10 protein-coding genes and 1 pseudogene are annotated in these 12202 nt (G+C 37.2%); 8 read left to right on the top strand and 3 right to left on the bottom strand.

Annotation, left to right across the window (positions count from 1 at the left end; all coding sequences use genetic code 11):
• Window positions 1-8 precede the first annotated feature (8 nt).
• The 4 genes and pseudogenes from B2107_RS11310 to B2107_RS22010 all read left to right on the top strand — a co-directional run bounded on the left by B2107_RS11310 (window position 9) and on the right by B2107_RS22010 (window position 4102).
• Window positions 9-1514, top strand: coding sequence for a SusD/RagB family nutrient-binding outer membrane lipoprotein (locus B2107_RS11310; protein ID WP_293955736.1), 1506 nt, complete (start codon window positions 9-11; stop codon window positions 1512-1514).
• A 31-nt stretch (window positions 1515-1545) separates the two neighbouring features.
• Window positions 1546-2235, top strand: a complete 690-nt coding sequence (locus B2107_RS11305) for a BT_2262 family domain-containing protein (protein ID WP_293955735.1) — start codon at window positions 1546-1548, stop codon at window positions 2233-2235.
• 4 nt (window positions 2236-2239) lie between these two features.
• Window positions 2240-2746, top strand: a complete 507-nt coding sequence (locus B2107_RS11300) for a lipid-binding protein (RefSeq protein ID WP_293955734.1) — start codon at window positions 2240-2242, stop codon at window positions 2744-2746.
• 219 nt (window positions 2747-2965) lie between these two features.
• Window positions 2966-4102, top strand: a pseudogene (locus B2107_RS22010) (IS256 family transposase).
• Window positions 4103-4217: 115 nt separating this feature from the next.
• On the opposite strand, the gene B2107_RS11290 reads toward B2107_RS22010, so the two are convergent.
• The 3 genes from B2107_RS11290 to B2107_RS22005 form a co-directional block, all read right to left on the bottom strand.
• The gene (locus B2107_RS11290) at window positions 4218-4700 is read right to left on the bottom strand and encodes a transposase (RefSeq protein ID WP_293955809.1); all 483 of its coding nucleotides are present in this window, start codon (window positions 4698-4700) and stop codon (window positions 4218-4220) included.
• On the bottom strand, window positions 4690-4905 hold the full coding sequence (locus B2107_RS11285) for a hypothetical protein (RefSeq protein ID WP_293955732.1): 216 nt from the start codon (window positions 4903-4905) through the stop codon (window positions 4690-4692). Before B2107_RS11285 ends, B2107_RS11290 begins: the two co-directional genes overlap by 11 nt.
• A 115-nt stretch (window positions 4906-5020) precedes the next feature.
• A complete protein-coding gene (locus B2107_RS22005; protein WP_422663700.1) occupies window positions 5021-5269 on the bottom strand; it encodes an ISAon1 family transposase N-terminal region protein in 249 nt (82 codons plus the stop codon).
• A gap of 457 nt (window positions 5270-5726) precedes the next feature.
• On the opposite strand from B2107_RS22005, the gene B2107_RS11280 reads away from it, so the two are divergent.
• The 4 genes from B2107_RS11280 (at window position 5727) to B2107_RS11265 (ending at window position 12136) form a co-directional block, all read left to right on the top strand.
• Entirely contained in the window at window positions 5727-8735 is a 3009-nt protein-coding gene (locus B2107_RS11280) for a SusC/RagA family TonB-linked outer membrane protein (RefSeq protein ID WP_293955731.1), read from the top strand.
• 14 nt (window positions 8736-8749) lie between these two features.
• Window positions 8750-10114: a RagB/SusD family nutrient uptake outer membrane protein gene (locus tag B2107_RS11275; RefSeq protein WP_293955730.1), complete on the top strand. Its 1365-nt coding sequence runs from the start codon at window positions 8750-8752 to the stop codon at window positions 10112-10114.
• A 49-nt stretch (window positions 10115-10163) separates the two neighbouring features.
• Window positions 10164-10601 carry a RagB/SusD family nutrient uptake outer membrane protein gene (locus B2107_RS11270; protein ID WP_293955729.1) on the top strand — a complete coding sequence of 146 codons (438 nt, stop codon included), beginning with the start codon at window positions 10164-10166 and terminating at the stop codon, window positions 10599-10601.
• A 299-nt stretch (window positions 10602-10900) separates the two neighbouring features.
• Window positions 10901-12136: a porin gene (locus tag B2107_RS11265; RefSeq protein WP_293955728.1), complete on the top strand. Its 1236-nt coding sequence runs from the start codon at window positions 10901-10903 to the stop codon at window positions 12134-12136.
• Window positions 12137-12202 lie beyond the last annotated feature (66 nt).

The raw sequence follows: 12202 nt of genomic DNA, 5'->3' as shown, positions 1-12202 counted from the left end.
ACACGAATATGAAAAAGATAATATTGCCTTTATTGGCTTTAAGTATAGGGGTTACTTCATGTAAGAAGTTTTTGGATATTAATGATAGTCCAAATTCACCCGCGGAAGAGAATGTTTCTAATACGCTAATCGTCCCAGGAATTGAGATGAATCTTGCCGCTAGTTATGGAAATTATTTTAGAATAATAGGTGGGTATTATGCGGAGCATTATAGCCAAACATTTGGAACAAGTAATTATTTAGATTATTCGAAATTCTCTTCCTCACAAACAAGGTCAGCGGGAACCTATACCCAATTAAATACACGGGTGTTAAAGAATGCTAATACAGTACTTGAAAAAGCTAAAACAGATGGAGATTGGAATACATATTTGATTGCAACTACCTTGCGGGTTTTTTCAATCCAAGCTTTAGTAGATGCTTATGGGGAAACCCCGTATTCGGAAGCACTTAAGGATGATATCCTATCACCTAAGTATGATGATGGAAAAGACATATATGGTGGTATTTTAGCTGAACTAAACGAGGCTTTGTCTAAGGTAGAACTTGATAAACCTGTCATACCGACTTTCCTATATCCGAAGGTTGGTAGTCAAGATCCAGATCCAGCCGATTGGGTTAGATTTGCTAATGCATTGAAGTTAAAACTTTTGATGCGCATCAGTAAGGTTCAAGATGTTAAAAATGAACTTACGTCCCTTATAAATGAAGATATGTTTCCTTTATCAGATGTATCTTACGCAAATATGTGGGCTGATGAAACTGGTAAGGCAAATCCCTTTTACCAAGAAGAATTTGCTACTTATTTTGGATCGAATCAACAGAATGTCATACTAAATTTAGCATTGTCAGGTACAATGGAAGATGTTGAAGATGCTCGATTGTCTAAATTTTTTGTGAAAAATGGTAGTGGGCTTTATAATGGAGGTGTTTCTGGAACAAATTTTTCGATTTCGAAAGTATATACTGCTAGTTACTTTAGTAGACCAAATATGAGTTATAATTCGCCCGTTTATTTAATTACTAAATCCGAGATAGAGTTTTTCTTAGCAGAATATTACGCGAGATATGGCTCCGCTGGACAAGCAAAAACGCATTATGAAAATGCTATAACGCAATCATTCCTATCTGCAGGCCTTAGTGCAGCAGATGCAGCAGATATTTATGAAGGAGATTATGCCTATGATAATGCAAAATTTGAGAAACTCATCGGGATTCAAAAATGGATCGCGCTTAGTGGGACAAATAACTTTGAGGCTTGGTGTGAGTTACGCCGACTTAAGTACCCAGCTTTTGGATCCGTTACAGGGGAAAATATCTATAATGAGGAAACAGATGCGTTTAAACCCGAATTATATGTTCCTGGCACATTGTATACCCCAATAAAAAATAACACTGAATTGGGCGCGGGAAAGGTTTTGCAGCGTTTACGATATGCTCAAAGTTCGACGAATTCAAATTCCAATGCACCTGCTGTGAAATCAGATTCTGAGCCCGTATTTTGGGCGAAATAAGGTTTAGTAATAAATTTTTAAATAAAAAGTAATGAAAAGATTTATATATAATATTATACCTTTTATGTTGGCCTTGTGTTTATTGCAAGCTTGTAAAAAGGAGACAACAGAAGGATATACTCATGTGACAAGCTTTCCTTTGTTGAGCATTGAGGGAGGGAGTCGCGTAACTTTACCATTAGGAGGCACATTTAGTGAACCTGGGTATATCGCTACAATTGATGGAAATGATGTCTCAGAAAAGGTGGTGGTTAAATCAACAATTAATCCTAGTAAAATTGGGCCTTACGCGGTTAATTACTCCATTGCAAATGCCGAAGGTTACAAGGCAGAAGTAACTAGAGATGTATATGTTTATGATCCAACAGCTAGTGTTATGCCCTCAAAAGGATATATTGTTCAAGCCGGTAGCAATAGGAATGGATCCGTTGCATTTAGTGGTTACACGATTGCTGTTTATCAAACCGCGCCTGGGATTTTTACGATTACAGACTTTTTAGGAGGGTATTATGATAAAAGAGCAGGATATGGTATAAAGTACGCTGCACTCGGTAAGTTAAAGTTAAATAGTGACAATACACTAACCCTCGTAGAAAGCTTTGTTGCAGGATGGGGGGATAGCTTATCAGCATTGGAAAACGCTAAATTTGATCCGGCTACGAAAACCATCAGTTTTACAGCTGTTTATGCTGGATTTAACTTTAACATAATTTTGAAATAATAGTATGAAAAAGATATTTTATATAATAGGACTTTGTTTTCTCACATTCCAATCATGTAAGAAAGATGAAGTTGAAGGTACAGCCACACAGAAGCTTGCGGGTGAATGGTATGTAACTGCTGATGCATTGAAAGCAGATGGTTCTTTGTTCGAAAAAGATGTTTATGGTTTGGGGCATTTTATGTTAGCTACCTATAATACAGAGAGTAATGATTTATCCAAAATTTGGATAGAAGATAGAGGCAATTTTTGGGATTTCAAAGGGATAATAAATGGAGATGTTAATACTTTAACTTTTTCGGGAGAAGATGTCCAAAACGTGAGCTATGATTCCAAATTTACTGTTACAAACGGTAAAATTTTAAAGGCTGCTGCTACAACGCCTAGTGGCATGAAAGCCGATAGTGTAGTTTTTGAGATTAAATTTGATGATGATGACCCTGTTGGTAATGGTTTCGATCGTTATCGAATTACTGGATATCGCTATACTGGATTGGCAAATGATGATTAAAAATCAATTGCATATAAAAAACAATTAACCGTCCATCTTATTGAATAGAGTCCATAATATTGGTGTCTTTACTTTATAAGATTATAAATAAAATGCGGAGTTCGGGAGAACTTCGCATTTTTAGAGAGTGTAAATTAAACGGCGTCTGATAAAGAATTTTTATTTTGGGGCAGGAATTGGAGAGAGGAATTTAAATTTGAACGCTATAAAGAGGATGTAATGAGGGATCTGTGAGAGGACAAGGAAATGGGCTGTACAGATGGAGTCTTCGTACTGATGCTGAAATATCTTTCAGAAATATGCTTGAATGTGAGCTGGATCATCACCTACAGGAAACTAAAGTTTCAGGAGAGTTGAATCGTAAAAACGGGAAGGCGAGAACAGCTGTACGGATTATTCAGGTTAGACAATTTGAATTTGGGAGCGGTCGTAACCGAAATCTTACTTTCGGGCCTAAAATAGTCTCTAGCTGCCAATTGATCATTACAGATGAGCTTGGAAGTATTGTTATATCCATATATAGAGGAATGAGTACACTATATATTTCAAACTATGTGGATGAGATATATGCCATCGATAATTTTGCTACGAAGATCTCCAATATCGCAGACAGAGTGATTCCTAAACTGAATGACGTAACCACGCGCTTGAATCGAAGTATACCATTGTTTTTTTATTCTATGAATTATAAAGTTAAAGATAATGGCAGTGTGCAGATGCGCGCATCGCAGAGTACAATATACTTCGATGAATTGGAATGGTTAAAAAGACTTGGTCCGTATTTGTCTTTCTGAAAATGAAAATACTAAGTTATAGCTTTGGATACTGACCGATCTTAAGCAGCGCGGCGAGGAGTATATCTTTATTGCGTGTGCCGATGGTCTTAAAGGTTTTCCCGATGCTATCGAAGCTGTTTACCTAAAAACACAGATCCAACTCTGTATAGTTTAACAGATAACTTCCAGTCTACGGTATCTCGCTGAAAAGTATAAGAAGGCTATTTTTGCAGACTTAAAGCCTATTTATCAGGCTAATAATTAAGATCAAGGCTACGGGAAATTGTTGTATTTCTTGAGGAAAAATTTGGCAAAACTTTCTACTCACTTTGAATACTCATTCGATATCCGCAGGGCATCTATACAGCGAATTATATCTAGGCAATGCACCGTCAGATTAGGAAAATCACAAAAACGAAGGTGCATTTACCTCCGATCAGGAATTACTAAAGTCTGTTCATTTGACTATAGAGGATATTTCAAAAAAATTGGTCTTGCCTATTCAAAACTGGTGTTGACAATACAACAATTACAGATTAAATTGGGGGATAGAATTAAATCCTCTGAACATGGGCCATAAAAGGGTATCATGTACAAAAGTTGTGGACTAAGCAAATAATTTGCAGAGTCTGAATAGGAAAAAGTTGATATTCCCTACACCTCTGAATTGACTTCTGAAAGCCTTTATTTTTGCATTAAGATTCGGCTGAAGCATTCGTGTTCTTTTTGTCGAAGCAGTTCAATATCCTCTTGTGGTGTGTATTGATCGTTCTTGATACTGTATTGAACGATTTAAAGTCCGCGTGTTCTACTTTATCCGCCCATTTTGCAAGTCTTCTAAATGCATATATCTTATCCGAGTTACTGTTAAATATCCAAGAGAGCTCTTGCGTCCATTGATGCTCACTTTTATAAAGCAGATAACGACTTCGGGACAGTAGCTGTTTTATGGTATTCCCATTGCACAATATTTCTGGAAAATAGGTCTCTTCAGCATTTTTGCAAGCACCGATCCTCTGGTTCTCATTATCTAAAGCTTCGCATTGGTGCTTTATTCGGATCTCCTGCAGCACCTGGGTGGCTAACTGCGGGACATGGAACGTATCGGTAATCTGCACGTCACCTGGAAAACATTGCCTAGCTATTATTCCCATATTTCCCGCCGGGTCAGGTGTTATTTCCTGAACTTTCTTGCGTAATCTTTGTGAGATCTTTTGAGTCAGGGGGGATAATATTCTCAGACTTGGTTCCTTTTAGTATAGCTACAATAGTTCCCTTTTTACCATGTGCATCTTTATTGGTGACCACCGTATAGAGCTCGCCATGGGAGAGAAAGGTTTCATCAATCGAGAGTCTTGAACCAATATTCTGTGGAAAGATCAATCCTTCATTTGCGTTATTACGGTGTTCCCATTGCTGAAAACCACTGAGATTGTTTCTGTGGTATTTTCCTAGTTTAATGGTCGATATAACATAATACGAACTGATGGTCTTGATGCTATGCGCCTGATTGTCCCCTGATACCTTTTAAAAAAGGAGCGAAATCTTGTGTGATACGCGTCCCTTTTGCTACTAACTCCCAATTCCTGTAAACCACTTTGCCGCTATCTTGACTGAGCCATCTGCGAGGTTTCAAATGCAGGTAAACTTGCTGACCTCGAATACGGAAATCTTGCAGGGTGTTAGGCTCAAAGAACTCTTTAGATAATAAGGTATTACTTTGAAATCCCTCTGGTATTACATTCATCTCATCCAAAAAATATCCAATCGACCAAGATCTTGCGAACAATGGGTCATCTCAAAAGAATCAGAAACTCCTTCTCCTTCGGGAATGATAAGCGGCATTAAAGCTTTAAATGAATCGTGCGTCTGTCTAAAAGTTTAATGAACTAAATATCTAATTATCTTTTGTCATCTACACAACTCCCTAAAAGGTGTACTGTGACACATTTTGCTTTATATTACCTGTCGTTTATGTATGTTTTTTCTCTTTGTATTGTTTTCTTATTGTATAGGTCATAAAATTATTTGAAAATATAAATGTTTGTTATATATTTGTTTTAACAAAACCTTAACATTTAAGTTTATGGCTTTGAGCGCTAACTATATTAATCTGCTATTACATCATTTGGATATAATTAAGTATATGTAATTGTATTTAATCTAGTTTTTCAAACTACTATTTATTTAATAAACATAAACATATGAAACACAAATTACTCAGTTTTTTCGTGGGTAGTATGATTCTTACTTCTGTTGCGTTTGCGCAAGAGAAAAAAGTAAGCGGTCGAGTAACTGGAGCAGATGGTAAGCCATTGGCTGGAGTGACGATTGCTGTTCAAGGATCTAACGTCGCCACGCAAACAGATGCGAATGGTAATTATTCGCTATCTGTACCAACAGGAAAAGTTATCGTATTTCGTTCCGTAGGATTTGCTGATAAAACCTTAATTGTTAAAGAGGGACAATCAGCTTTCAATGTAACATTGGATAATACGGATAATGCATTACAAGAGGTAGTGGTTGTAGGGTACGGTACTCAACTTAGAAGAAACTTGACGACTTCTATATCCACTGTCGGAGCGAATGATCTAAAGGAAATGCCTGTTGCCAATATCCAACAAGCTTTACAAGGAAAATCGGCGGGTGTTCAGGTATCATCAGGTGGAGGGCGTCCTGGAGCTCCTATAGCAGTCCAGATACGTGGTAGATCTTCTATCAATGCGGGGAATAATCCTTTGTATGTTGTAGACGGTGTGATTATGCCTTCAAATAACTCTTTTACACCTAATGATGTTGGGGCCGGAATTTCTCCATTAGCAAATTTAAATCCTGACGATATTACCTCTGTTGAAGTTCTAAAAGACGCAGCAGCGGCTGCAATTTATGGATCTAGGGGCTCTAATGGGGTAGTAATTATTACGACAAAAAGTGGAAGTAAAGGAGGAAAATCGCTTATTGCTGCTTCCGCATATACAGGATGGCAATCCTTAACCAAGAAAAAGGAATTGCTTAATTCTACAGAATATCGTTCACTTTATAATGAGGCAGCTGTGAACGCAGGGCTTGCTCCTGTTTTTACTAACGATCAGGTTGCTAATCCCGAAAACAATGTCAACTGGTTAGACGAGATCCTTGCTAAAAACTCAAGAATAAACTCTGCTCAAATATCTCTTACTTCTGGTGGAAATGAAAAGACTCAGTTTTATACTTCATTTAACTATTTAGATCAAGATGGCGCATTACTTCGTGGTGGATTTAAGCGATATGCACTTAGAGCTAATCTAACTCATCAAATAAACGATTTTATTAGATTTGGTTCTAATACAGCACTTTCTCGTACAGAACGAGATGAAACCCCGGTGGATAATAGTATTTTCTCACCTTTTCCACGCGCATTAGTTGCTAGGCCAGATCAGCCGATTTACAATCAAGATGGAACATTTGCGACAAATAGTTATAATAACCCCGTACATATGTTTCAGTCTCAAAACCTTGTGAATTTGTCGAATGTCTTCAATTCGTCGTATTTAGAGTTTGATATCGTATCTGGATTAAAATTTAAAACAGCATTAGGTATAGATTTCTCTTATTTGGATCAGCGATTATATAATCCTATAACTTCATTATCAGGAGCAGGAAGTAGCGGATCTGCTAATTCTGGATATGTTCAGACAAGAAATATTTTGGCTACTCAAACATTATCGTACGATAAATCTTTTTACAATAATCGTTTAGATTTGAATGCTATTGCTGTTTATGAATATCAAAAAAATCAGCGAGAAAATAATAGAGTTGATGGGTCTAATTTTCCATCTGATTTAACTCCTTATATAACCTCCGCAGCGTCAATTACCGGCGGAACTGCTAATTTTACTGAATATGCTATGGCTTCATCTTTAGCTCGTGTAAATCTAGGTTGGGAGGGAAAATATTTGTTCTCTGCATCAATAAGAAGAGATGGTTCTTCTAAGTTTCCTAAATCAGGAAGATTTGGATACTTTCCTTCAGTTTCGGCAGGATGGGTTGTTTCTCAAGAGAATTTCTTGAAAGATGTTGATGCTATAAGTTTGTTGAAAGTTAGAGCTTCTTATGGTTCAACAGGTAACCAAGAGGGTATTGCGAATTTTGCCTATCGCAGAACTATTGGCGGAGGCTTTAACTATTTTGATACACCAGGTTTTGCATTGTCTGCTATTGGTAGCCCTAATTTGAAATGGGAATCTACTGACCAGATTGATATCGGTATTGATTTGGGATTACTAAACAATAGATTAGAGATCTCTGCCGATTATTATAACAAAAAGACAAAAGATCTATTGTTAAATAGACCAATTCCTTCAACAACTGGATTTACAACAATATTAGAAAATATCGGAAATATTAAAGGATCTGGTTTTGATTTCCAAATCACTTCAAGAAACTTTGTAGGCAGTGACTTTAATTGGTCAACATCATTAAATCTTTCCACATATAAAAATGAGGTTACGAAGTTATATAATGATCAGCCAATTGATCAGGGATTTGTCGTTCGACATGCAGTTGGGCAACCTCTAGGATCTTTCTTTTTAATCAAATCCTTAGGAGTAGACCCTGAAACAGGAGATATGAAATATGAGGATATTGATGGCTCTGGAACTATTACTTCTGCAGATAGACAATTTTTAGGAAATCCCCTGCCGAAATTTTATGGAGGGATAACAAATAACTTATCTTATAAGAGCTTTGATTTAAATATATTCTTTCAATATAGTTATGGAAATGATCTTTATAATTTAGGTGCTGAAGGCACCGGTGGATATGGAAGCATGGGTGGGGTCGTAACGGCAACCGCTCCAGCGACTAATATGTTTAAAGAATATTATGATGAACGTTGGACTCCAGATAACAAGAATGCAAAATATCCTCGTGCGGTTGGAGGAACAAGAGGAACATATAATACACAACGGTCCTCGAGATACCTAGAAGATGGATCATACCTTCGTTTGAAAACTATCACATTAGGCTATAACCTTCCTAAATCGATCGCTCAAAAAGCGAAATTTAGCAATGTAAGGGTTTATGCTACAGCATATAATCTTTTAACATTTACTAAATATACAGGATTTGATCCAGAGGTAAGTTCAGAGTTGACAGTTTCAAATTTAGGGGTGGATCAAAGTGCTATCCCTCAATTTAAGACTTTTATGTTGGGTGTAAATTTGGGACTATAAAAAGAGAATTAACAATGAAAAATAATATAATTAAAACAATAGGGCTGGTCCTAATTGCCGGATTTGTCGCCTCGTGTGATAGTAAGTTGGAATTATTGCCGCGAGATTCAGTTGCTCCAGAATTAGTGGGTGGAGCTGAGGGTGATAAACTTTTAAATGGAATATACGATGCATTTCAAATCGGAAATATAAATTCAGGGTATGCATACCTAAGTTATGTAACTGAAGATCTATCCGCTGACAATTTGAAATATAGAGCTACTTTTTTTCAACATGGGGAAATTGATAATAACGCTATATTAGTTGACAATGTTCTCGTGTCAAGATATTTCAATTTTCCGTATGTTGCCATTCAAAGAGCTAATGATTTAATCGCAATTGTTAATTCTGCAACTTCAATGGACGATGCGACGAAGAAAAGACTTTTAGGAAGTGCTTATTTTTTTAGAGCTTACGGATATTACCGATTGGTGACACTTTTTGGTGCTGTTCCGATTGTTCCAAATAGGGATATTGTTGAATTACCACGAAATTCTGCAGATGAAGTTTACGCACAGATTATTAGTGATTTGAAATTGAGCATCGAAAACCCTGCTCCATTTGACAATAGTAATAAAGTATCGACGGAGGCAGCGAAGGCCTTATTAGCGAGGGTATATTTGATTAAAGGTGAAAAGGCACTCGCGAAACAATATGCGTTGGAAGTAATAAATTCTGGTAAATTTGCAATTGAAAGCAATTATGCCAATATGTTTACAACGCCATATGAATCTCGTGAGCATATATTTAAGATCGCTAATACTGCTACCGAAGGCGATAATTCTTTAGATTATTTTCTCCAACATCCATCCATGCCTGGTGGTGGGCGTGCTGAGCTGCCTGTTGACGAGAGCTTGATTGCGGCATATGAGACAGGAGATCAGCGTAAAGCAGCTTCAGTTCAAGAAATTAAATCGCCTTTGGCTAATCCTGGATGGTATTCAAAAAAATATCAGGATCCATCTGGAAATGGCGCGCATCCATATTACATTCTAAGATTATCTGAAATGTATTTGATTATCGCAGAATGTGATTTGACTACGTCGCCTTCTAATGCGCTTGAAAACTTAAATATTGTTAGGAAAAATAGGGGTTTGGGGAATTTATCTGCTATAACGCTGAATGATATCATTAAAGAACGTCGTGTTGAATTTGCTTTTGAGAATTTGAGATGGACGGATATGAAGAGAACTCCATCACCATCTAATCCATCAAAATCTATGGCTGCCGTTTTCCTTGAAGCTAAAAAGCGGACTATTAACGATGAGCTTTATCCAATCCCTCAATCAGCCATTAATACTAATCCTAAATTATTGCCAAATAACCCCGGCTATAATTAGTATTGATATAAAATGTTAGTTATTAAAACGTTAGATATATAGAGTAAAAATGAGAAGTCCTTGCCATTATAAATGTGCAAGGACTTTTGATTTAATTGGAGTTGGAAATCTAAATCATTTTAGAGCTGCTGAGATGTATCTAATAGAGGCTGAAGCAAAATACTTTCAAAATAAACCAGCTTCCGAGATCCAATCAACTTTGAACGCTTTAAATGCTACATCTGGCAGAGATGCTAATTACAACTGTACAAAAACCGGTGTTGCATTACTAAAGGAAATTAAACTGTATCGCGCGATTGAACTTTGGGGTGAAGGATTTGACTGGTTTGATATGAAGCGATGGGGAGATCCTATTGTTCGCAATGCATTTGCAAACGGCGGTAATTTCTTGACATCATTGGCGGTTACCATCAATCCTCAAGATAAAAACAAATGGACGTGGTCTATCCCACTTCGCGAAAGTGATTACAATAAGGGATTAGAATAATTTTAGCTGCTAATCTTTGCGATAAAATGGCCGATACAACTTGTACCGGCCATTTTATTTTGAAGATAATACGTATGACGTGGAAATATTCAATCCCATGGCTTTTATAACTAGGTCGTTTATTACCAAATCATTAATTTTATGTATATAAATTAATAGACTAACAATTTATTAATATTAACTTAATATTGGGAATCTATTTTTACGCCATTGAAAAGATGATGTGGTAGAAGAAGGAAAAATGATTCTATTCATATCTTGTCATCACAAGCGAAAAAGACAATTTATTTAAAATTCTCATGAAAAAAGTACTTTTACTCTTAGCTCTGATAAGTCCTGTTGCAGCGCTTGCGCAAAATAATAATGCGCCTTCTAGCTACGATCCACATGATATCAAAATCACAGGATACCTTCAGACACAGTTTCAAAAGGCGCAGTCCCCCGGAATAACTTCCTTTTCGGGAGGTGATTTTTCAAAGAATTCGGACAATAGGTTTATGATCCGCAGGGGGCGTCTTAAAATTGACCGTGTAGACACTTACTCCAGTATTGTATTCCAGTTGGATGCGACCCAGGATGGGGTACAGCTAATGGATGCATTTATCCAGTTACGACACCCTAGCCAGAAAGGCCTGAGTTTGACTGCTGGTCTTTTTAATAGACCTTTTGGATACTCCATCGTATATTCTTCAGGATATCGGGATTTCCCTGAAAGAGCACGAGTATTTCAAACATTGATGCCTCGAGAACGTGACCTAGGGGGGATGGTTAGCTACCATCCGGGAGGCAAAGCTAAATTTCTGAACCTCGATTTAGCATTGGTTAATGGCAGTGGGCATTCTGCGAAAGATTATGATTCAAAAAAGGATCTGATCGGTAATCTAGCTTTTAAATTTGATAGTCTTGCGGATAAAAAAATCCATCTTGGATTCGGTGGTTCGTTTTATAAGGGATCTGTCCGTAACGATACCAAAACTTACTATACGGCGAACAATAATGGATATAGTGCGCATACCAGCGAAGAAAATGAGGGCAAAGCCATCGGTAGAAATTATTATGGGGCAAACTTACAGCTCGAGCTTGATAACAGCTTCGGTAAGTCTAGTTTTAAAACAGAATATGTTGCTGGAGATCAGCCCGGCGTTGCAGGTGGTGTAGATATCAAAGGCCCTTATGCAAGTAGAAGTTTTACAGCACAACCGACAACCGACCTTTATCAACGTAAATTCAACGGTTACTACCTTTGGTTAACGCAGGAAATCGGGCGTACAGGATTTACTGCAATGGTTGCATACGATGTATATGACCCAAATACCAAAGCAAGTGGTTCGACGATTGGCATGGCCGGCAATTTTACGGCTGATGGTGATGTCAAGTTTAGTACACTTGGCTATGGACTCGCTTATCAATTTAGCAATAGACTCAAGTTTACAGTCTATAATGAACATGTCACCAATGAAGCGACAAGTTTGCCAAACTTTTCAGCAGATCTTAAAGATGATGTATTTACGGCTAGAATGCAGTACCGTTGGTAAGCTGAAATGGATCCGAACGTGCGGTTGTATAAAAATTAATCACCACCCTATCTTTTAAGATTCGGC

The organism is Sphingobacterium sp. UBA7855 (assembly GCA_002500745.1).
In the GTDB taxonomy this organism is placed as follows: Bacteria; Bacteroidota; Bacteroidia; order Sphingobacteriales; family Sphingobacteriaceae; genus Sphingobacterium.
Note: the sequence above shows the minus strand (reverse complement) of the source record. Positions and strands in the feature narration are given on the sequence as shown.

What these genes read in the sequence shown, in the direction of transcription:
- B2107_RS11310 (WP_293955736.1), top strand. Translation starts at nt 9, where the DNA reads ATGAAAAAGATAATATTGCCTTTATTGGCTTTAAGTATAGGGGTTACT.
- B2107_RS11305 (WP_293955735.1), top strand. Translation starts at nt 1,546, where the DNA reads ATGAAAAGATTTATATATAATATTATACCTTTTATGTTGGCCTTGTGT.
- B2107_RS11300 (WP_293955734.1), top strand. Translation starts at nt 2,240, where the DNA reads ATGAAAAAGATATTTTATATAATAGGACTTTGTTTTCTCACATTCCAA.
- B2107_RS22005 (WP_422663700.1), bottom strand. Translation starts at nt 5,269, where the DNA reads ATGAATGTAATACCAGAGGGATTTCAAAGTAATACCTTATTATCTAAA.
- B2107_RS11280 (WP_293955731.1), top strand. Translation starts at nt 5,727, where the DNA reads ATGAAACACAAATTACTCAGTTTTTTCGTGGGTAGTATGATTCTTACT.
- B2107_RS11275 (WP_293955730.1), top strand. Translation starts at nt 8,750, where the DNA reads ATGAAAAATAATATAATTAAAACAATAGGGCTGGTCCTAATTGCCGGA.
- B2107_RS11270 (WP_293955729.1), top strand. Translation starts at nt 10,164, where the DNA reads ATGAGAAGTCCTTGCCATTATAAATGTGCAAGGACTTTTGATTTAATT.
- B2107_RS11265 (WP_293955728.1), top strand. Translation starts at nt 10,901, where the DNA reads ATGAAAAAAGTACTTTTACTCTTAGCTCTGATAAGTCCTGTTGCAGCG.